Origin of the sequence: Actinotignum schaalii FB123-CNA-2 (assembly GCF_000411135.1) — a bacterium.
GTDB classification, from domain to species: Bacteria; Actinomycetota; Actinomycetes; order Actinomycetales; family Actinomycetaceae; genus Actinotignum; species Actinotignum schaalii_A.
The window spans coordinates 527,554-549,141 of sequence record NZ_KE150263.1; the positions used below are offsets into that span (position 1 = coordinate 527,554).

The following is a 21,588-nucleotide window of genomic DNA, read 5'->3' on the forward strand; positions in this document are numbered from 1 at the left end:
GCTATTCTGCCAGCGTGACGATGGTGAAGTCCGCGTGCGGCTCTATCCGCAGGCGCGGGTCGGAAGCAATCTGCTCACGCAGCGCCTGCGCTTCTGCGGCGAAAGCATCCGTGGATCCCTGTTCGATTCCCCAGCGGAAATCAAAATTCGGGATGACCACCGCTTGCACCTGCCCGGTATAGAGCACCTGCCACACCGAATGCCCAAAGTTCGCGTGTGAGCCGATCACGTCCTGCATTTCCGGAGTCCAGTTTTCCCGAGCCCGGGCCACGTCTTTATCACCGAAAGTGTTGTAGAGGACCAAGTCAGATTCGCTCGCGATCACCCCGGCCAGAAAATCATTACCGCCCGAGACCGGGGAACTGAAAGCCACCACGGCATCGTCCGGCAAGGCAGCATCAAGTTTTTCTGGAATCTCACCGATAAGTGCCTCAAGATGGGCGGCCCGGTCGCTGGAGCCTACCGCCAAGCCCGCGAGGTTCGGGGCGGAAGCCAGCACCGCCAGCGCAGCCACGATTCCGCAGGCCACCCGCCGCCAGCTGCCTCGCGCTTCCCGGCGCACCAGCGCGCTGATGCCGCTCGCGAGCGCCGCGAGCAGAGCCAGCCGAACCACCAGCATCCAGCGGTAGATAGCCCGCATGAGATCAAGGCCGGGAAGCTCCTCGTAGAGCGGTGCCCACGGGAAGGTCCATAAGGCTTCCGAGCGGGGCATAAGATAATCAGTCACCTGAATCGGCGGGGTCAAAGGCCCTCGGATTTCCCACCATTTCAGGGAGGGCCCCAGGGCAATAACAAAGGCCACCAGTGCCACAAAGGTCCAGAGCAGCACGTAGCGGCGTGACCCGCGCGCCCATACCAGCACGCAAACGAGCAGCACCAAAGCCGTAATACCGATGTAATTCCAGCGTACATTCGTGCCGTCTCCCCATAGCAGATCGGCATCCAGCCCGATTCCAAGGAGCTCCGCCCACCACACACTCGAGGTGGGGATAATCGTGGTAGCTACATCCACGCCCATGGAACGGAAGAAATCTTCGCCGGTGCCCATACCGGCCAGCGCACCGCCCGCACTGCGGTAATAAAGCAGCAATGCCACAACACTCGCCACCGCCATATAAGCAAAGCCCAGACCAGCATCCCGCAGGCCGCTGCGCCCGCGCAGCAGCGGTAACACAATAACCACCACCCCGGCGGTGAAACCGAGCATGACGAAAGAATAACCATCAAGGAAAACAGCCCAGGTGAGAACCCCACACCAGCCAGCCAAAGCGAGAAGCCGGCGCCACCAGGGTGGCCGCAGCCAGAACCGCAGCAGCACCACGCCCACGTAGATAGTGGCGGGTAGGAGTAGCGCACCCCAGAAAGTCGTACCAAAATTACCCATGCCAATAACGGAAGGGTTGATCATCCACACCGCAGCCGCAATCCCGGCAATCAGGCGGTGCGAGGTGAGCCAGTAGAACAGTCCGTACGCGCCCACAAGTGCCAGGACGATCCAGATGAGATACCACGCAGAGAGCGCTGCTGCGGCGTCGCCAGGAAATATTAATGCAAAGAAAGTAGCCGCGCGGCTAAAAACACCGCCGTTGACCGTGGCGGTCCCCTCCGGGAAACCGATGATCGGACAGCGGCCTTCTTGCAGGTACAGGCGCGGAAACTCAGTTCCGCATTGCAGCCGCCCGAGGTCGGCCACCCAGGCATGTACCGGACCGATGGCCCACGCGTTCACGCCGTAAATAAAGGAGAGTGCGATGGAGTAGAGAAGTGCGCCCAGGGCCGCGAATCCGCGGGTACGCCACCGGAGCGGAGCTCTGCGTGGGTGGGCATCGATAATTGGCACGTGGTTCCCCTCTATCCGCGGGAGCGGTGGTGGCCGCGAACGGTATTACTGCTGGGTTCCGCTCCCCGCCTCGATCTTAACATTATGAACATAGACTTCGGGGAAGGTCTTGACGAATCCCGTGGTCATACCATCGGATTTGGTGGTAAAGAGCGCGACGCTATTACGCCGCTCAATTTCAATATCCGCGCTGTTGAGAATTGCGAGATTGACGATGTAGTCCCCCTCGCCAATATGCAAATCGGGGAGAACAACCATAATCGTGGCGTGGCCGCTATCCACCGCGGGGAGGGGAAGTTGGAGGCGACGGCTGGACATCCCGAAAACCGGGGTGCCCTCATTCATGGTGGCGATTTCCACCACCACACCGTAATCGCGCATGGGCTCGTGGGCCACCAGATCGAAGGCAATGCGCATGGTATCCCCGGAAATATGCACGAAAAGCCCGTCGTCCGAGGTACGCACCCCGTCCACAATCGCGGCGTTGTCAATACTGCACGGGTGGGTATCCACCGCGGTGAGGACCCCGCCGTTCTTTTCCGCGAGTTCGGCGAGCATTTGTTCCTGGTAGCCCTGGTGGAGACGGGACATCGCATCGCGCACATCCCCCACCATGACCATGGCACCTTTATCCAGAACGACGGCGCGATCACACACCTCGATGACCTGCGCCGCGGAATGTGACACCAGAATAATGGAACGCCCTTCGCGCTGGAATTGGCGAATTTTCTCCATGCATTTCTTTTGGAAAGGTTCATCACCCACCGCGAGGACTTCGTCCACGAGGAGGATATCCGGGTCGGAATGCACCGCCACCGCGAAAGCCAAACGTACGTACATACCGGAGGAATAGAACTTCACCTGGGTGTGGATGAAATCCCGGATGCCGGAAAACTCGATAATGGAATCGAGCTGAGCGTCGATTTCCGCTTCGGATAGGCCCAGAATAGAAGCGTTGAGATAAATATTTTCCATGCCGGTAAGGTCAGGATGGAAACCGGCACCCAATTCGAGGAGCGCCGCCATGCGCCCGCGGGTGCGGACCTGCCCGGCATCGGGGGTGAGGATCCCACCGATCACTTTGAGGAGGGTGGATTTACCCGAACCGTTCGCCCCCACCAGGCCCACTGATTCCCCAGCGGCCACACTGAAGGAAACATTCTTGAGCGCCCAGTATTCTTCCGCGTGAGTACGCGAACGCGCCGCATTGACCAGGCGTTCCTTGAGGGATTTATCTTTGTGGACGATGAATTTCTTCGAAACTCCGTCAACTTGAATGACGTCGGGACGTGACATGAGAATCCTTGACCCGCCTTTCCTTTAGAGTTCCTGCGCGAAATTGCGTTGCATGCGGGCGAAGTAGCGCTGCGCGAGCCAGAGCAACACCAGCCCAATGATAAGGAAAATTCCTAGGCGGGTGAGGAGATGGGAGGGCAGCAGGGCATCCTGCCCGGCCGCCCAGAAGGAATGCTGGAAGCCCATCACCGCCACCGAGGTGGGGTTGAGGAGATAAAGGTTAATCATCCAGCTGGGGGCTGCTCCGGCAATCATCGCGAAAGAATAGACAGAGGGGGTAAGCCAGAAACCAATGAGGAGAATAACTTCCACGAGGTATTGCACATCCCGCAGATAAACATTCGCGGCGGAGAGGAACAGCCCGAAGGCCACCGCCCACACCACCACCACGGCCAGGGAGAGCGGGAAGTAGATGAGGGCACTCCCCCACGGCACCCCGCGAATAATAAGAGCTCCGCATACCAAAATAGCCAGCTGGGAGAGGAAGTCCACAAAGGCAGCGCCGGCCGCGGAGAGCGGGAAGATTTCGCGCGGGAGATACACCTTTTTGACAATCCCGGAATTACTTACGATCGCGCCGGTGGAAGCCGCCACGATCTGGGAAAAAAGCCCCCAGGCGGTCAGGCCCGCGAAAACGTAAATAGCGAAATCAGGAATGGCACGCTCCGCTCCGAGAACCTTGCCGATAGCGAAGTAGTAGATGAGCAGGTTAATAAGGGGCCGGACCAGGGTCCAGACGTACCCGAGCACCGAATCCTTGTAGCGTGCTTTGAGTTCGCGCCGGGTGAGCAGGCCCAAGAGGTGGCGATGGTCGAAAATATCGCGGACGGACGCCCTCCAGCCACTGAAGAACCCGGTGTCAATAGCCACGCGCGTGAGATCCTGGCCGGCGAGTTTCTCGAAGCGTGCCTGCGCTTCGGGGCTCACCTCGCGTTCGCGCTCTGCTGCCATACCCGACCTTTCCTGCCGGCATTCGCGCCCTTCACTACCCACCCGGGTGAGCCGCGCGTATGCACCTATCTGTCTCATATTACCCAGCTGCGGGCCAAGCCGCGCACAGCCCCGTGATGTCAGCGCCATCTCGCGTCGCCTTGTACGATAGAGAAAGTAAGTTTCACCCGGGAGCCGCCGCGGCTACGCGAGCCGCGCTTGCCGCCCCGCGGAGGATGATAGGCAGTCATGAGTGTTTGTGTTCTTGTTCCCGCCGGAGCCGGGCCGGCTTTAGCGCGGGCCCTCCCCTACCGTGTTGCGGAGCTCATTGCGGGCCAGCCCGCCCCGCGCGCGGATCTCGCGGCGGGAGAAACGATCACCGCGGTGGTCACCGCTCCCGGTGCTGTTACAAAAACAGCTCTCGCTCAGCTCCTTGCCACCCCGGGGCGTAATACCGCGTGGTGTGCCTCGCTTGCTGACAAACCGAACGCATCCGAATCTCGCGGTGTCCTCGCTGTCCCCGCCCCGGTCTATACTTTTGATTCGCGGGCGCTCCACCTGTGCGGTGGCCTCGATACCGCCTTCTCGCTTCCCGCACTGGCCGTCGATGCCCAGTGGCGCCTCACCGCCGCCGGAGTACCCGGTGAGCAGCGCACTACCACGCTCCTCGAAGCCGGAACCCCCGATCTCGATACCGTGGAGTACCTGCGCATCCTCACGAAAAATCTTTCCCCGGCCTACCAGCTGGAATTCCTCACCCCGCTTTTCACCGCGCTTATCGATCACCCGCTCCGCAACTCCGGGGTGGATACCGCCGCCCTGGATCTTGCCCGTCGCCCCGGGAACGACGCCGAGCCCTTACTTCACGTCCCCTCCACCACCTTCAGCGGTGCCCAGGTGGTGCGTGACTGGAGTGCCTCCCTGGCCGGCTTAGAAAGCCGGAATGAAGCGGCTCTTGCCGCCGCCCGTATCCCGGATCGCCGCCTGCCCTACGTAGCTGATTTCCTTGACCGGGTCTGGGCCAGCGCCGGGATCCCCACCTCCGAACGGGACTTCCTGGAAACGGCTTTCGCGGATATCCGCCGTGATCATGAGCCGAGTATCGCTTTCGCGGTGGCCGGTTCCGATACCGCGGCCCGTGCCCGTTTCACCCGGATCGCCACCGAAATCCACGAGCCGCTCTACCTGTGGGATCCGGAAAGCAAAGAGCTCAGCGAGCGCGGCGCCGATCCCACCGCACCGTTCCAACCGGCCCGTCGCACTCTTGCCAGCGCCGTCGAAACAATTGCGGTGACCTATATTCTCAATCTTCCGGCCCGTGCCGTTCCGTGGAGCGGGAACCACGGGGTGGTCATTGCCGATGTCGCCACCGCGAATCTCACCGCGATGGTCCGCACCGATTGGGTGGGGGTCACCGGCACGGAGAGCGTGGGGGCGAACGCCAGCGTTCTCAACGAAACTCTTACCGTTGCGGACCGCGTTATTACCGCGGATACCGCCCAGCGTGATTTTGTGCTCGGGGCTCTGTCCGGGAACTATCGCTTGGATCAGAATACGTACGACGACGATCACTCTCTCACCAGCCTCGTCGCTCAGGAAAACGGCGGTATTGCAGCGGCTCTCGCCGCGCTGCGCTCCCCCGTCCACGCCTATGAGCGGGTGGAAACCACCCAATTGTACGAGGAGCCCGGCAAGCCCGGTGCCCGCAAGCATCCCCACCTACGCCGCGCGCTGCGCGGCCTGGCCAGCACTCTCAAGGGAGAACGCAAGTGACCTCTGTTTCCGTTATTCTTGTCAATTTCCGCGGGGCGGAGGATACGATTGCCGCCGCGCACTACCTGCGTGAATGTGATTGGCCGGCGCAGGATCTGGAGATCGTCGTCGTTGATAATAATTCCGGGGATGGTTCTTTCGAGCGTCTGCGCGCCGAGCTGCCTGACTGCCAGGTGCTGCAATCGGGTGCCAACCTGGGCTTCACCGGGGGCTGCAATTTCGGGGTGGAGCATTCCCGCGGGGACATTGTGGCTTTCCTCAATAATGATGCCCGGCCCGGTAAAAAGTGGATTCGTGCCGCGGTGGAGGCGATTGCGGCGGACCCGAAGGTGGGCTGCGTGGCCTCCAAGGTGCTCACCTGGGAGGGCGACAGAATCGATTTCGTCGATTCCTCGATGACGTGGTTCGGGATGGGCTATAAGCGCGAGGCGGAACGCGAGGATACCGGCGCCTGGGATACCCCGAAGAATGTGCTCTTCCCCACCGGGGCCGCTATGTTCGTGCCGCGCCGCGTTTTCGAGGAACTGGGCGGTTTCGATGACCGCTACTTCATGTTCTACGAGGATGCCGATTTCGGCTGGCGCGCCAACCTGGCCGGATACGATGTGCGCTACGTACCCGAGTCGGTGGCCTACCACCGCCACCACGTCACCATGAAGAAGTTCGGGAATTTCCGGGAAACGTACTTCCTGGAACGCAATGCGCTAGCCTGCCTGTACAAGAATCTCGGGGATGATCTGCTCCGCACTGTTTTCGCTCCCGCCCTCGCTTTCGCCCTGGAGCGCAGCGCGGAACGCAGCGAAGTGGAGGAGCACCGCGGCCCGGATTCTTACCGCGCGGCTGAGGGGACCATTACGAAAATGGCGGCCACCGCGCCCTACGCGGTCTCGTATTTCCGCGATATTTTGCCTTCCCTCGTGGAATCGCGCCGGGAGATCCAGGCCGGGCGCAAGAAGTCCGATGCGGAGATTATTACCCTCATGCGTAATGCCATGGAGCCGGCCTATCCGCTGCCGCGCTACCTGGATCTCCACGAGGCGCTGGCGCGTTTCTTCGGCATCGCGAAGCGTTTTTCCGGGCAGGCGAAGGTACTGGTGGTGACCGGCGAACCCATCGGCGAGAAAATGGCCGGTCCGGCTATCCGCGCCTGGGAGATGTGCACTCGCCTGGCACTCGAGCACCCGGTGCGGTTGTGTTCCACGGCCGGCGTGGGAAAGGTAGCCCCCCAGGCCTTTGAGATCCACAATGGCGATACCGATACCCTGCGCGCCTGCACCGATTGGGCAGATGTCATTATCTTCCAGGGTTTCCTACTGGAAAGCGCCCCGTGGCTCATGAGCTCGGAAAAGATCATCGTGGCCGATATCTACGATCCCATGCACCTCGAGCAGCTCGAACAGGCCCGCGATCAGGGCCCGGAGGGCCGCGAACGCTCCATTACCGGCGTGACCGGCGTACTCAACCGGCAGCTGGCCCGCGCCGATAAATTCCTGTGTGCCTCGGATAAACAGCGCAACTTCTGGCTCGGGCAACTGGCGAGCATGGGCCGCATCAACCGCAATGTCCTCCCCGACGGCGCGGATGTGCGCAGCCTTATCGATATTGCACCTTTCGGCCTGGGCGAAGAAGCGCCCCGGCAAACCGAACACGCCATCCGCGGGAAAGTTCCCGGTATCGGCATGGATGACAAGGTCATCCTGTGGGGCGGCGGGGTCTATAACTGGTTCGACCCGCTCTCCCTTATCCGCGCGGTCGCTCAGCTTTCCCGCACCCACCCGGATGTGCGCCTCTACTTCCTCGGGATGAAACACCCGAATCCGGGGGTGCCGGCCATGCGGGTCGCCTCCGAAGCTGTGGCCCTGGCCGACGAGCTGGAGCTCACCAACCGCTTCGTATTCTTCAACCACGACTGGGTTCCCTACCACGAACGCCAGAACTATCTGCTGGACGCAAACGTGGGGGTCTCCACCCATTTCGAGCACGTGGAAACCCAATTCTCCTTCCGTACCCGCATCCTCGACTACCTGTGGGCGGGGCTACCCATCGTGGCGACCAGCGGGGATTCCTTCGGGAATGCCCTCGACAGCGAAGGCATCGGTATCTCGGTACCCCCGCGTGACGTGGAGGCCCTGGCCGCCGCGCTCGAAACACTGTTATACGACGACGCCGCAGCGGCCCGCGCGCGTGCGAATATTGCCGGTTTCGCCCAGCAGTTCCACTGGGATCGGGCGCTGGCCCCGCTGCTGGAGTTCTGCCGGCACCCGCGCCGGGCCGCGGATCTGGCTTTCCGCACCGGCGACGATGTGCCGGGAACCATGCTCGGCTTTATCGACCCCGGTTTCAACCCGGTGCGCGATCTCAAACTCGTGGTGGATTACCTGCGCACCGGCGGCCCGAAGATGCTGGCCTCCAAGGTGAAGTCCCGGCTGCGTAAATACATCTAGGACATCTAGGACGCCTGGTGCGCCTACGGTAGGTGCACAGATGCCCGCGGATCGCTCTTCGCGCTCCGCGGGCATCACCGTACCGGCGGCATTGTAGGCAAGCTGCTACGTTGCCACGACGCGCTGCCGCGCCGCGCTACGTTGCCGAGGGAATAATGAGGGCGTAGCCGTACATGCAGGCGGTCACAATTGCCAGGCCCCAGGTCACGGAATGGCGCAGCTTAATCCAGGCAGCAGCAGCGCAGAAGAGCGGGATAAGAACCATCCCGTAGCGGTGCTGCATAAAGGTGAGCGAGCCGGCGAGGATATTGAAACCGAGCACCACCCCCGGCGCGATACCGAGGAAGGACACCGCGGCTGCCTGGCAGAAACGCTGCTCCACAGTAGAGTGGCGTTCCAGGATCCAGGCCACGCACACAATGGCGGTAATTCCCAGCCAGAGCGCCACGCTCGCGAAGGGTGACTTCGGATATTGCTCGGCCGTCCCACCAATACCAGCGAAAACAATTTGCAGCGCATCATCGGTCATATAGGGCAGCTGGCGCAGATCGAGTACCCCGGTTGGATCCACCACAATATCCGGGTGTGCCACCGGAATGAAGGTGCGGATAACCAACCAGGCCCCGCCCGCCACCGCGGACACCAGCCCGAGGGCACCAATTTCCCACCAGCGCGGCAAGGTGGCAGGCTCCGCAGCAGCCTTCTTCCCCCAACCGTGCCCGGGCCGTATCCGGTACCACACCAGGAAGATCAGGACAGCCACCACCGCGAAAATATTTTGCATTTTCACCACGCAGGCCACCGCGGAGATGACAATGAGCCAGCTGATCGACCACTGGCGGCGCGCGTAGAAAATACTTCCGAAAATAATGAGGGTGCCCACCAGGAGATTGAGCGCATCCGGGGTGATATAGCAATTCGTGGTGCGGAAAGTCGGCATGGAGGTGATGAGGAGCGGCACCGTGAGCGCCATCGCCCAGGTGGCACCAACGCGGCGCATCCCCCAGGCAAGGACCGTCATCCCCAGCACCAACCAGAGCACGCTGGTGAGGCGAGCGCTACCCAGCAAACCCATCCCGAGCATCATAAACGGCTTAGCCAGCCACGCGGTCACAAAATAGTAAACCGGCGAATGTACTCCGGCGGTGGTGTAGCCGGCGAAGGGGAGCTTATCCTCGGGGAAATCTCCCCCGCACACCCCGATGGTTGCCGAGCTGACCGGGTTGGAACCGAAACCGAGGCAAGCAAGCACCTCACGGGCATAGGAATCCGTGGTCATCCCATCGCGTACTACAATCCCGCGCCCGGCTTTATCCACCGCGTCGAGGTAGACGTATTCATCGAAAGGAGAAAGGTGTGGATTGGTGGTGATGAAATGAAGATTGAGTGCCCCACCCAGAATCCCGAAGAACACCAGGACGGCTAACCACACCACCCAGGGGCGCCCGGCGCTGATTCTGCGCAGCCGCGATACCAGAGCCGCCCGATGCTTAGAGTGCTGAGAAGACGAATCGGCCTGGGGCGTCCGAACATCTACGTGTGTGGCTGCAACCATGAATTTCCTTGAGATGGACAACGTTTCACTTGCCGCGTTATCTTATCGCGAAGTACCACCCCTCATATAGGGCACACAGCACGAGCGCTCGTTCAAGCCCGGGCTTAAATGGCCTAAAATCAAAGAATGACTTCTGAGCAAGACAGGCCCCCACGTCTCGTCGTCCTCATTCCGGCGTGGAATGAAGAAGAGGCGCTGCCGGCGGTTCTCACCGAATTACGCCAGGCAGTTCCGCACGCATCCCTCGTGGTCATCAACGATTGTTCCCGGGATGCTACCGCGCAGGTGGCCGCGGCCGGTGGCGCAACTGTCCTCAATTTGCCCATTAACCTCGGGGTGGGCGGGGCCATGCGCACCGGCTACCTGTATGCCTGGCGCCACGGTTTTGACCGTGCCGTGCAGGTAGATGCCGATGGCCAGCACCGCCCCGAAGATATCGCCCGCCTCCTCGAACAGATGGATGCCACCGGTGCCGATATCGTTATCGGGGCGCGTTTTGCAGAACGTGGCTCCTATCGGGTGCGCGGACCGCGCGCCTGGGCCATGCGATTCCTCTCCAAGGTGCTCTCCCGCGTGCACCACACCAGGCTTACAGATACCACCTCCGGCTTCAAGCTCACGAACCGGAAAGCCATCGGGGTACTCGCCGACGAACTCCCGGCCGAATACCTGGGCGATACCATCGAAGCGCTTATTATCGCCAGCAAAGCTGGGCTGCGTGTCACCCAGGTGGGGGTGGAGATGCGCGAGCGGCAGGGCGGCACTCCCTCCCATAACCCACTCAAGGCCGCACGCCTGCTGCTGCGCGGTATTATCGCCATGGCGGTAGCCTCTACCCGCCCCGCCCAAAAAGATCTTGACGGAACCGAAGGAAGGCAATAACGTGCTCTACCGCCTCTTGCCGATCGCCGCGAGCATCATCTTCCTCGTGTACCTGTTCATCCTGCTGCGCTCGCGGCGGATGAAACAAACCTACGTGTATATCTGGTTCCTTATTGGCATCGGCCTGCTCGTGATTTCGATCTGGCCCCAGGTTGTTTTCCTCGTTTCCCAAGCCCTCGGTTTCAAACGCGCCTCCAATATGATTCTGGTGATCGCGTGCGTCGTGCTGCTCATGGTGACGATCCAGCTCTCTACCGCCGTCTCCCGGTTAGAAGAAGACCGGCGGCGTTTGGCTGAAGAAATAGCTTTGCTACGCGCGGAACGCGCGGCGCCCCCAGCCGAGGCGTAAACTTCATGTGCATCAAATAAAGGAAGGACTTCCATGCGCATTCTTGTCACCGGTGGTGCCGGTTTTATTGGGGCGGCGATGTCAACGTACCTCGCCGACCATCACGAGCAGGTTATCGCTTTCGATAATCTGCATCCGCAGATCCACCCGGATCATCAGCCCACAGCCGGCTTCGATAAGCGCGTGGAGCTCTACGAGGCCGATGTGACCGACCCGGCCGCCTGGGATGCCCTGCTGGAGCGCTTCACCCCGGATGTTGTTGTCCATTTGGCGGCAGAAACCGGGACCGGGCAGTCCCTGACCGAATCCACCCGGCACGCCTCCGTGAACGTGGTGGGCACCACCACGATGCTTGATGCGTTCGCGCGCCACCAGGTTATCCCGCAGCGCATTGTTCTTGCCTCCTCGCGCGCGGTCTACGGCGAAGGTGCCTGGCGGCACACGTCCGGGGAGCACGCCGGGGAGCTGTTCTACCCCGGTTCGCGTACCGTGGCCATGTTTGAACAAGAAGAATGGGATTTCCCGGAGGCCGAGCCGGTGGCCATGAATGCCGCACTGGTGGAGCCCCATCCTTCCTCGGTGTATGCGGTTACCAAGATTGCCCAGGAACAGCTCCTGCGCATGTGGGGCGATGCTTTCGGCTGTGAGATTGGGATTGTGCGCCTGCAAAACGTATACGGCCCGGGCCAAACGCCCTCCAATCCCTACACCGGAATCATGTCCCTCTTCTGCCGGGTTGCCTACAATAAACAGCAAATTTCCGTGTATGAAGACGGCCTCATCCGCCGCGATTTCATCATTATTGATGATGTGGCCCGCGCCCTCATTAAGATGATTGAAATTGAGAAATGCCCGGGTGTTTCCGTAGATATCGGAGCGGGCCACTACACCACTATCCTCGAAGCCGCCCAGATTATCGCGAAGATTTACGGGGCTCCCGAACCGAAGATCACCGGCCAGTGGCGCCACGGCGACGTACGCCACGCCTGGGCAGATCCGGAGCCAGCCCGCGAACTCCTCGGATTCGAGGCCGAAGTGGACGTGGAGGAAGGCTTCACGCGCCTTGCTTCCTGGATTAACACCCAGACCCAGTATCTCTAAACCCGATAACCGCAGCGCGGCGTGCGGCGACGACCCGGCAACTGCGGCGTCGTCGCTCCGCCGCGATGGGACCACGCGAAGGAACGTATGCGCACATGGCTTGACCCCCGCAATAACTCGCTGAATCTGATTCGGCTGGTCTTTGCGCTGATGGTACTTTTCCACCACGTGGGGCCGGTAACCCAGCTCGTCGGGGAGTTCGAGATCACACCCGGTGAATCTGTGGGCGCCTGGGCTGTTTTCGGTTTCTTTATGATTTCCGGGTATCTCATTACCGCTGCGCGCCTGCGTTCAGACGTGGGGCGCTACCTCAAAAACCGCGTGGTCCGGATTTTCCCGGCTTTTCTGTTTATCAATGTGGTGACAGCTTTCCTCCTCGCGCCGTTTGTCTATCTGCTCGATCATGGCACCCTGGACGGCTACCTCACCACCGGCCCCACTCCCATTAGCTATATCCTGGGCAATTTCTTCCTCTACATGAACCAGTGGGGCATCGCGGATACCCTCCACAATGTTCCCTATCCCATCGCCTGGAACGGCTCGCTGTGGTCGCTCTACTACGAGTTCGTGTGCTACCTCATCGTGGGCGCGCTGCTCACCATCCCCTTCTTCAAGCGGCATATCTGGCCCACGGCCGTGATTTTCCTGGGCACCTGCGCACTGCGGGTCTTCCTCCCCACCGCCACGGTTTACCTGGGCACGATGAACGGCACCCTCGACCAGCTCTCGCGCTTGCTACCGTTCTTCTTCGGTGGCTCCCTGCTCTTCCTGGCCAAAGACCGCCTCAGTCTCACCACCTGGGGTGCGCTGGGTGCAACGGTTGCGGCCGTGGCGATTATGGTGGTGGCCCCGCATTCCGGGCCGCAGATTTCCGCACCGCTGCTCACCTACGTGCTGCTGTGGATCGGGCAGGCACTCCCCTCCCCGCGCCTCTTCCAGGTCCACGATTTCAGCTACGGCATCTACATTTGGGGGTTCCCGCTCACCCAGCTACTCACCCGCCTCGGGCTGGCAGCCGCAGCCCCCTACCTCGTTTTCTGCGCGGTTCTTTTCGTGCTCACCGCCCTGGGCGCGGCATTCTCCTGGTTCCTGGTGGAACGGCCGGCCATGCGGGCTTCGCGCGGTAAAAAGAATCCCTTCGGGGAGTTGCGCGCGCCGGCGCGCTAGTGGGTGCGAATATGCGCGCTGCGGGGCGTGCGTCGTCGTACCAAGAACGACGACGCCGGGCCTACTTGCCTACCAGGTGCCGCAGCAGGGTACGTACCCCGGTAGCGCTGCGTTCCTTGAGGGCCCGCGGCAGCAAAGTGGCGGCGTAAAGGCGCGAGGTGGCGTGCAGCTGGGCCGCCCGCTGGGCCTTCGTCCAGCCGCGACGTTTCATCTCCTCTGCCGCGAGTGCAAAATAGCGCCGTTCCCCGGCGAAGCGGGTACCGTCCAGAAGCTTGGAGGCGGAGGCGGAAGAATCGTGGCGGCGGTAGCGGAAGCACACCGTCGGCTCTACCAGCAGGGAGGCGCCGGCAGCCAGCATATCGACGACGATGGCGAGATCCTGGATGAGGGGGAAGCCGGGGCGGAAGGGAGTGGCGCGAATAGTCTCGGTACGGAAAACGAGCGAGGGCCAATAGAGCCAGTCCCCGGTGAGGAGTACCGCGGCCGCACCTTCCCCGGAAATAACGTTGCCCATCCGGGTGGAGCGCTTGCGCAGGGAGGTTTTGATACGGTCCCCGAGGGGCGAAATAACGGTGCCCTGCGCGTCAATGGGGCGCACCCCGGGCTGAATAATATCGATGGTGGGATGGGCGGCAATAGCGGCCTGGATGGTGGACACAAAATTCGGTTCCATAATGTCATCGCAGCCCATGAACATCATGTATTCCGCGGTGGCGAGCTTCAGGCAGGTCTCGTAGTTTTCGGTAATGCCCCGGTTCGTTTCGTTACGAATATAGGTGACGCGCTCATCATGTAGCTTGGCAAAATACTCCGGCACGCTCTCATCGGGATAGCAATCATCCACCACGGTGAGCTTCCACTCATCACTATCCTGGGCCAGGACCGATTCCACGGTTTGGAAGAGGTAGTCCGGGTTCCCCCAGAAGGGCAGCATGATATCGAGGCGCATCGGGCATGATCCTTTCTATGGCGAAGCCGCTTTCTGTTTCGCCGCCATCTGTACTAGCGCCTATTATGGCACGGGCGCACCCTATACTTAAGAAATCCTGCGAAGAGAAAGGCCATCCGTGATGTCCACCGCCGCTGGCCAGAACTCAGAAACTGCCGGGGCTGCCCTGCCGGTTGCCCTCGGCGGTGCTTCCGGAGCACTCTCCGGTTTCTTTATTACGGTGGTGAGTGCGCGTTCGCTCTCACCTACCGATAACACCCTATTTTTGACGTTCTGGGCTGCCCTGTTCGCCATTATTGCGATTGTGGCGGGTCTCCAAAATGAGGTGACACGGGCGGTGCGCCGGGACCGGGTTGATAGCCACGAACCGCTGGGGAGCCGCTCGGGCATGCTTTCCGAGGCCGCAGCTTCGTGCTACCGCACCTCGCCGGTTCTTATCTGCGCGGGGGTAGGTGTATGTGCCGCACTCCTGGTGCTCGTCGTGACTCCGCTGTGGCTGCGGGTATTTCACGGGTTTTCCGGGCGCGCGCTCCTTATCGCTTTTATTGCACTAGGGGTAGTCCTCAATAGCGTGCATTTAGGGCTCCTCGGAGTTTTCGCGGGGCGCGGGAAGTGGAAAATTTTCGGTACTCTCACCTCGCTGGAGCCGGCCCTGCGTTTCCTCTTTATTGCGGTAGCCGGATATCTCAGTCTCACCCTCCACTTCTACGCCCTCGCCTGCGTGCTGGCCTGCGGTACCTGGTTGCTGCTCAGCGCTGCGCCGGGCGTGCGGGCATTGGCTCGCACCCGCATTAATATCGCGCCGCGGGGCTTGGTGCGCCGCCTCCTGCTGGCCATGATCGCCACCGGGGCAAGCGCGCTCCTCATTAACGGTTTCCCCCTCCTTATGAGCCTGACCACCGAACCTGCGGTGTTCTCTCAGGCCGCTCCGCTGATCCAAGCGGTCTCCGTGACCCGCGCGCCCCTCATGCTTCCCCTCGTGGCTTTCCAGTCCATGGTGATCACGGTTTTCGTCCAGCACCCCGAGCGCACTCGCGGCTATTTACTGCGCCTGGCCGTTATTGTGGGAGGAATTGGCGGGATTGGTGCCCTGGCCGCTGCCGCGTGCGGCCCATGGCTCATGGCGGTTATCTTCGGGCCGGCTTATGCAAATACTCCCCTTACTTTGGGATTACTGGTTCTTGCCGCAGCCTGCCTGGCTCTTCTTACCTTGACCGGAGCGGTGGCACTAGCCGCCGATCACCACCGCCTCAATATTCTGGGATGGTGCGCGGCCCTGCTGGTCTCCGTCGCCCTGATGCTCCTCCCGCTCTCCCTGGAAACACGCACAGTTGCCTCCCTGGTGGTGGGCCCGCTGCTAGGGAGCATCTGCCATATCCTCGGCCTGGTACATCACACTCGATAACACCGTATCGCACCCGATAGCGCCCGAGATACGTGGGGACCTTCGGGGCCGTGGGGGATGCACCGGGACTGCGCGCGGGTACCATGGAGACTACGTGAGCTGACCTAGGAGGAATCATGGCACGGGTATCCGTTATCACTCCCGCCTACCGCGGTGAGGACACTATTCGGCGCGCGGTTGTATCGGTCCTGGGCCAAACCATGCCTGATGTGGAGCTCATCGTTGTGGATGATCACTCCCCCGATAACACTGCCGGCGTGCTGCGCGACCTGGAAAAAGAACTTGCCGATGCCCGTCTCACCGTGATCTACCACGAGAACAATACCGGGGTATCCGGGGCCCGGAATTCCGCCCTTGAGCGCGCGTCCGGGGACTATATCGCTTTCCTTGACGGGGATGATTACTGGGAACCCACCTATTTGGAACGGATGTTGCGCGAAGTAGAAAGCGCGCCCGATACCGATGTGGTGTGCTGCGGGCGCACCATTCATCTCTCCAATGGCCAGACACGTACTGAAAACTCCCGTTTCCTCGGCACCCTGGCAGGCCCGGAGGCGGTACGTGCCTTCCTTACCGATAACCTCACCCCGTTCCTCTGGGATAAACTTTTCGCCGCCGCCACGTTCCAGAACTTGCGTTTCCCGGAGCATATTCACCGCGGGGAGGATCAGGTTGTTGCCGCGATAGCGCTTTCCCGGGCCCGGCAGGTCACCTCGATTCCCGATGCCCTGGCCAATTACGTAGTGGGTACCCAATCCCTCACCTGGGGTCGCGTTCCCGATCCGCAGGAATATGAGGATGCCGCACGTTTCCTTGCCGAACAGCTCGGGCCGGAATGGATGGCAGAACCGGAGAATCTTTCCGCTTTTTTGGTGTACCGCACCCTCGCCATGATGATTTTGGCGCAATCAGCCATGCGCTCGGAGAAGGACACCGCGGATATTGTGCGCGCGGCACGGCATGCTATTAGCTTGCCCATGCTGCGCGCTACCGCGCAGGCCCGCCCGCAGCTGGCAGCCGGAGCCGCCCTGCTGCGCACCTGCCCGGCGCTCTACCGCAAGATCTACCTGCGCTACGTGCGCAGCACCTACGCCATTGCCGATTAGGAACGGATGGAACAGATGAGGAACGGCGTTTAGAAAGCCCAGCGCCACCCCGATCCCGGCACTCCCCAGGGGTTGTAGACCAGGTAGCCGTGCTCCAAGGAGGTTTCCAGGACCACCTTACCGGCCGCGCTTTCCCCCGGGTTGATAAAGGGGGTGACCCGCTCCGCGGTGGAATAACACCCGTAAGATGGCACCGTGTGGCTATCTTCCTGGATATTTCCATCCCGATCCGTGAGGTGGAAAGCATCCCGATCCAGGGTGAGGAAGGGAGCATCCGGGTCGTAGGCGGCATAATCAGCTGCCATCTGCGCGCTGAGATCAACCACGAGGAACGTGCCGTTCTTGGGAGTGAAAACAGCTGGCTCCGCGATGCGCGAGGGGCACTCCTGTGCCCGGGTAATATCCGTGACTGTCAGAGTGAATGCCGCCCGAGTGGCGCCGTCGACCGAAAGACCTACCGGCACTCCAAGCTCAGCTTCCACATCCCCGCTGGGCGCAACCGTAACCGGGCGGCCACCTTCCGAACCGTCCGTGACCGCGGCACGTTCCTGCGTGGTCCCGGTGCCGTTCCCGCTGACTGCTCCGCCGCCGGGAGCCGCGCTCGCCACCGGAATCGGGGTGACCGGATCGGGATCACCCACCGCGGTGCTCGCGCAGCCACCTAGTGCCATAATCCCGGCTAGGCTCAGCCCCGCGAGTACGCTTCCCACGGTCCACCGACTCACGCGGGTTCCGCGCCCGAACGAGGGCGCGGGTTGTGAGAGTGCAGCCTGTGTGGTGTGACTACTGTGCATCATCTCGTTATTTTTCCTTTTTCTCGCCACGCGTTCTTAGAAGCGGTGGAAATCACCGTGGGGTACCACGTAGCCCCAGCGCCGCGCGAAATCCTGCCGCCATTTTGTTGCCACGTACATCCACGCCGGCCCGTCCACCGTGGTGACGAGGTCACGCGTGTAATTCATATAGGCAGGGTTCTTACCCGGAACATAACCTTCCCAATCATCCATTTGCGCCACTTTGGCGTCATAATTCCACGGCCCATACTGCAGGAGGTCACCGCGTAGCCCGCGCGGGCCGGGAAGAGCCCAGGGCCACGGGTTCCACCGCGGGCCGGTGATCCACAGTTCATAATCCGGCACGGAGCTTTCTTTGATACCGGAATAATCATTAACAACGTAGGCAGCTTCTTCCCCCTGGCGTAGCGTTCCATAGACCAGAATGGGGTAACCGCCGGAATTGGGACCAAGGTTGGGCGGGCGTTGGCTATTGGGAGCCTGCGGTACGTAATCGCGGCGTACCGCCAGAGTATCCACCCCGTCCCGATCCCAATCGCCCACCAGAACGGTATCCCCGTGCCGCCCGTACGAGAATTCCGTGGAAGCATCCCCACCGGAAACAGTGGAATTATTGACGTAGTACATATTGCCGCGGCGCACCGCGAAACTATCGATACCATCGCCATCCCAGTCACCGACCAGAACGGTATCCCCGTGGCGCCCGAAGGAGAAAACCGTGAAATTCTCATCATCGTCGAGCACATTGCTGACGTAGAACATATTGCCGCGCCGAATAGCGAGGGTATCGGTGCCGTCGCCATTCCAATCCCCCGCGATCACTTCATCATCGGGCTGACCGAAGGTAAAAGTATGTTCCCCGCCTCCGGTGGTGAGCTCATTGCGCACGAAATACGTATTACCGCGACGAATAAGAACCGTATCGCCCACGACCGCATCCCAATTGCCGATAAGGAATTGATCGGTGGGCAGCCCGAATTTAAAGTGGATATCCGCGTCCCCGGACACGAAGCTGTTTTTCATATAGAAATCGGAGCCGCGGTTCACGCCGAGGGTGTCTCGGCCATCGCCATTCCAATCCCCGGAAAACACCACATCCGTATGCCTCCCGTACGACATCTCCACATCGGCCGGACCCGAGGTGAGAGAGTTTTTGAAGAAATAGTAGTTCCCTGCACCCTCGTCCAGAGCGGGCGCACCCTGCGCTGCCGGCATGAGCCCCAGCAAGGTAGCAATCAGTGACAGCACTGCGGTGACACCAATGAACCCGGTGGCGGGGGTACGCGTGCGCGAATACCTCTCCAAAAGAACCTCCTCGGGTTGTTCGCGCCCCGGAGTGGTGCAGGATCCAGGCCGCGGTGCGTGGACGGATAGCTCCAGCTTAAACCCTTCGCGCGTCACAATAGTAGTGCTTGCCGGTGTCGCACCCCCGTTAAAAATGTGGGCACGGCGCGATGAGCTGACTCTTCACCCCGCAGTTCCGGGTAGAATTAGCCAGGAACTGACCCACGAAAGGAATAATATGCGTGTCCTGGTTACCGGCGGTGCCGGATTTATTGGCGCGAATTTCGTTCACCAAACTGTCGAGGATTATCCGGATGCCGAAGTTGTTGTCCTGGATAAACTCACGTACGCGGGTAATCCCAAGTCCATTGAGGGCCTGGACCGCGTCACCCTGGTCCAGGGCGATATTGCGGATATGGATACCGTTGATCCCCTGGTCAAGGACTGCGATCTGGTGGTGAATTTCGCGGCGGAATCCCATAACGATAACTCGCTCGTTGATCCCTCCCCCTTCATCCGCTCCAACCTGGTGGGTACCTACACGATTCTGGAAGCGGTACGGCGCCACGGGGTACGCCTCCACCATATTTCCACCGACGAAGTATACGGGGACCTGGAGATTGACGAACCGCGCCGCTTCCAGGATGGCGATCCCTATATCGCGTCCTCCCCGTATTCGGCTTCCAAGGCCGGCTCGGACCTGCTGGTACGCGCCTGGGTGCGTTCCTTTGGGGTAGAAGCCACCATCTCCAATTGCTCGAATAACTACGGCCCCTACCAGCACGTGGAGAAGTTCATTCCGCGTACCGTCACCAACCTTCTGGATGGTATCCGCCCGCGTATCTACGGCACCGGCCTCCAGGTGCGCGATTGGATTCACGTACGCGATCACAACGTGGCGGTATGGGAGATCATCAATAAGGGCCGGATCGGGGAAACCTACCTCATCGGCGCGGATGGCGAAAAGAATAACCTTGAGGTCGTCAAGATGATCCTCCAGGAGTTCGGCCGCGAACCCGATGACTTCGATCATGTGAATGACCGTCCCGGCCACGATCAGCGCTACGCCATTGATAATTCCAAGCTGGTGGAGGAAACCGGCTGGCAGCCCAAGTTCAAGGACTTCGCCGCGGGTCTGCATGACACCGTGGAATGGTACAAGGCCAATGAAGAGTGGTGGCGCCCGCAGAAGGAAGCCGTGGAGGCCAAGTACGCCAAGACCGGCCACTAAAGCGCCGCGTTTCGGCCCATTGGGAACTGCGCTGGCGTACCCGCAACGCATCGCCCTTGTCGCTGCCCCGCTCGTTAAATTTCCGGCTGGCATCTTGAGTGCACCCGGACGCAAGCGGGGCAGTCTTGTTCGTGGAAGCCTATCCTCGGTCTTCTTCTCCGTGTCCCACCGGCCCGCCGCGCAGCGGGCCGGCTATACTGAACGCAACCCAAGAGCTAGGAGCATCATGCAGATTGCTGTGATCGGGCTGGGCTACGTGGGCTTGGCCAACGCCGTCCTTCTTGCCCAACACCACGATGTTATCGGATCGGATCTTAATCCCGCGAAAGTGGATGCGATTAACGCGTGCACCTCCCCGATCCAGGATGCGAAAATCGAAGAGTTCCTCGCCACCAAGCCTCTTTCGCTGCGTGCTACCACCTCGAATATTGAGGCCCTCGCGGGTGCTGACTACGCCGTCATCGCCACGCCCACCGATTACGATACGGAGACCAATGCCTTCGATACGGCCTCTGTTGAAAGTGCAATTGCGCAGGTAGCTGAGGCGAATCCCGGTGCCGTCGTCGTCATTAAATCCACGATCCCCATCGGTTTTACCGCGCGGATGCAAGAAACGTTCCCGCAGCTGCGCATCGTCTTTTCCCCGGAGTTTTTGCGCGAGGGCAAGGCACTGCAAGATAATCTCAACCCTTCACGCATTGTTGTTTCGGGCGACGACGCCGCAGCCTCCCACTTCGCCCAGTTGCTGAGTGAGGGTGCTGAAGCCCGCGACGTCCCGATTATCCAGGTGGGAACCCGGGAAGCCGAAGCGATTAAGCTCTTCTCCAATACCTATCTGGCTATGCGGGTCGCTTATTTCAACGAGCTGGACTCTTTCGCGATGGCGCGATCCCTCAATGCCGCGGAGATTATTCGCGGGGTGGGCCTCGATCCACGCATCGGGGATCATTACAATAATCCTTCTTTCGGCTACGGTGGCTACTGCCTGCCCAAGGACACCAAAGAATTACGCGCGGATTTCGAAGGCGTGCCCGAAAATCTCATGTCCGCGATTGTGGAATCCAATGAAACCCGGATTGGATTCCTGGCTAACCGCCTGGCCGGGGCTGGCTACGCCACGGTGGGGATCTACAAGGTCGCCATGAAATCGGGCTCGGATAATCACCGGGCTTCGGCCGCCCTCAGCCTCGCGGCGCAGTTGCGCGCGCGAGGTGTGGAGGTGCTCGTTTACGATCCGGCACTGAAACCGGGCGCACTCGGGGATATTCCGGTGCTGGACTCCTGGGAGGAATTCCAGGATCGCGCGGACGTGATCATCACGAACCGTCTGGATGGCACCATGCCGGAAACGTCCACGCCGGTGCTCACCCGCGATATTTTCGGGCGGGACTAGCGCGCACGGGCATCGTGGCGCGCACGGTATCTACGTAATATACGTACGGGCCGGGGATATTTGCTTCACACCGAAGCTTCCCCGGCCCG

17 protein-coding genes are annotated in these 21,588 nt (G+C 60.9%); 10 read left to right on the forward strand and 7 right to left on the reverse strand.

Features of this window, described 5'->3' with window-relative positions:
- Window position 1: 1 nt before the first annotated feature.
- The 3 genes from HMPREF9237_RS07550 to HMPREF9237_RS07560 are packed head-to-tail and all read right to left on the reverse strand — an operon-like array spanning window position 2 to window position 4,087.
- On the reverse strand, window positions 2-1,840 hold the full coding sequence (locus tag HMPREF9237_RS07550) for a hypothetical protein (RefSeq protein ID WP_016443151.1): 1,839 nt from the start codon (window positions 1,838-1,840) through the stop codon (window positions 2-4).
- 45 nt (window positions 1,841-1,885) lie between these two features.
- Window positions 1,886-3,136 (reverse strand): polysaccharide ABC transporter ATP-binding protein, encoded by a 1,251-nt coding sequence (locus HMPREF9237_RS07555; protein ID WP_016443152.1) that lies wholly within the window; start codon window positions 3,134-3,136, stop codon window positions 1,886-1,888.
- A 24-nt stretch (window positions 3,137-3,160) separates the two neighbouring features.
- Window positions 3,161-4,087, reverse strand: coding sequence for an ABC transporter permease (locus HMPREF9237_RS07560; RefSeq protein WP_016443153.1), 927 nt, complete (start codon window positions 4,085-4,087; stop codon window positions 3,161-3,163).
- 228 nt (window positions 4,088-4,315) lie between these two features.
- Here HMPREF9237_RS07560 and HMPREF9237_RS07565 point away from each other — a divergent pair, with 228 nt between their 5' ends.
- Both HMPREF9237_RS07565 and HMPREF9237_RS07570 read left to right on the forward strand, forming a co-directional pair.
- Complete coding sequence (locus HMPREF9237_RS07565; RefSeq protein WP_016443154.1) at window positions 4,316-5,839, forward strand: hypothetical protein; 1,524 nt, start codon at window positions 4,316-4,318, stop codon at window positions 5,837-5,839.
- Window positions 5,836-8,283 carry a glycosyltransferase gene (locus tag HMPREF9237_RS07570; RefSeq protein WP_016443155.1) on the forward strand — a complete coding sequence of 816 codons (2,448 nt, stop codon included), beginning with the start codon at window positions 5,836-5,838 and terminating at the stop codon, window positions 8,281-8,283. Before HMPREF9237_RS07565 ends, HMPREF9237_RS07570 begins: the two co-directional genes overlap by 4 nt.
- 136 nt (window positions 8,284-8,419) lie before the next feature.
- On the opposite strand, the gene HMPREF9237_RS07575 is transcribed toward HMPREF9237_RS07570, so the two are convergent.
- The gene (locus HMPREF9237_RS07575; RefSeq protein ID WP_016443156.1) at window positions 8,420-9,838 is read right to left on the reverse strand and encodes a glycosyltransferase family 39 protein; all 1,419 of its coding nucleotides are present in this window, start codon (window positions 9,836-9,838) and stop codon (window positions 8,420-8,422) included.
- 126 nt (window positions 9,839-9,964) lie between these two features.
- Here HMPREF9237_RS07575 and HMPREF9237_RS07580 point away from each other — a divergent pair, with 126 nt between their 5' ends.
- The 4 genes from HMPREF9237_RS07580 (at window position 9,965) to HMPREF9237_RS07595 (ending at window position 13,337) form a co-directional block, all read left to right on the forward strand.
- A complete protein-coding gene (locus tag HMPREF9237_RS07580; RefSeq protein WP_016443157.1) occupies window positions 9,965-10,720 on the forward strand; it encodes a glycosyltransferase family 2 protein in 756 nt (251 codons plus the stop codon).
- Window positions 10,695-11,069 carry a DUF2304 domain-containing protein gene (locus HMPREF9237_RS07585; RefSeq protein ID WP_231366720.1) on the forward strand — a complete coding sequence of 125 codons (375 nt, stop codon included), beginning with the start codon at window positions 10,695-10,697 and terminating at the stop codon, window positions 11,067-11,069. Before HMPREF9237_RS07580 ends, HMPREF9237_RS07585 begins: the two co-directional genes overlap by 26 nt.
- 33 nt (window positions 11,070-11,102) lie before the next feature.
- Window positions 11,103-12,170: an NAD-dependent epimerase/dehydratase family protein gene (locus HMPREF9237_RS07590; protein WP_016443159.1), complete on the forward strand. Its 1,068-nt coding sequence runs from the start codon at window positions 11,103-11,105 to the stop codon at window positions 12,168-12,170.
- Window positions 12,171-12,257: 87 nt separating this feature from the next.
- On the forward strand, window positions 12,258-13,337 hold the full coding sequence (locus HMPREF9237_RS07595) for an acyltransferase family protein (protein WP_016443160.1): 1,080 nt from the start codon (window positions 12,258-12,260) through the stop codon (window positions 13,335-13,337).
- A 61-nt stretch (window positions 13,338-13,398) separates the two neighbouring features.
- Here HMPREF9237_RS07595 and HMPREF9237_RS07600 read toward each other — a convergent pair whose 3' ends face one another.
- Window positions 13,399-14,286, reverse strand: a complete 888-nt coding sequence (locus tag HMPREF9237_RS07600; protein WP_016443161.1) for a glycosyltransferase family 2 protein — start codon at window positions 14,284-14,286, stop codon at window positions 13,399-13,401.
- Window positions 14,287-14,407: 121 nt separating this feature from the next.
- On the opposite strand from HMPREF9237_RS07600, the gene HMPREF9237_RS07605 reads away from it, so the two are divergent.
- Window positions 14,408-15,691, forward strand: coding sequence for a hypothetical protein (locus HMPREF9237_RS07605; RefSeq protein ID WP_016443162.1), 1,284 nt, complete (start codon window positions 14,408-14,410; stop codon window positions 15,689-15,691).
- A 116-nt stretch (window positions 15,692-15,807) separates the two neighbouring features.
- A complete protein-coding gene (locus HMPREF9237_RS07610) occupies window positions 15,808-16,797 on the forward strand; it encodes a glycosyltransferase family 2 protein (protein ID WP_016443163.1) in 990 nt (329 codons plus the stop codon).
- 29 nt (window positions 16,798-16,826) lie between these two features.
- Here HMPREF9237_RS07610 and HMPREF9237_RS07615 read toward each other — a convergent pair whose 3' ends face one another.
- Together HMPREF9237_RS07615 and HMPREF9237_RS07620 are read right to left on the reverse strand one after the other, a co-directional pair.
- Window positions 16,827-17,522 (reverse strand): hypothetical protein, encoded by a 696-nt coding sequence (locus HMPREF9237_RS07615; RefSeq protein WP_155875968.1) that lies wholly within the window; start codon window positions 17,520-17,522, stop codon window positions 16,827-16,829.
- 105 nt (window positions 17,523-17,627) lie between these two features.
- Entirely contained in the window at window positions 17,628-18,896 is a 1,269-nt protein-coding gene (locus tag HMPREF9237_RS07620; RefSeq protein WP_016443165.1) for a gamma-glutamylcyclotransferase family protein, read from the reverse strand.
- A 217-nt stretch (window positions 18,897-19,113) separates the two neighbouring features.
- On the opposite strand from HMPREF9237_RS07620, the gene rfbB reads away from it, so the two are divergent.
- Together rfbB and HMPREF9237_RS07630 are read left to right on the forward strand one after the other, a co-directional pair.
- Window positions 19,114-20,106, forward strand: coding sequence for a dTDP-glucose 4,6-dehydratase (gene rfbB, locus HMPREF9237_RS07625; RefSeq protein ID WP_016443166.1), 993 nt, complete (start codon window positions 19,114-19,116; stop codon window positions 20,104-20,106).
- A gap of 226 nt (window positions 20,107-20,332) precedes the next feature.
- Window positions 20,333-21,499: a nucleotide sugar dehydrogenase gene (locus HMPREF9237_RS07630; protein WP_016443167.1), complete on the forward strand. Its 1,167-nt coding sequence runs from the start codon at window positions 20,333-20,335 to the stop codon at window positions 21,497-21,499.
- Window positions 21,500-21,588: the final 89 nt, after the last annotated feature.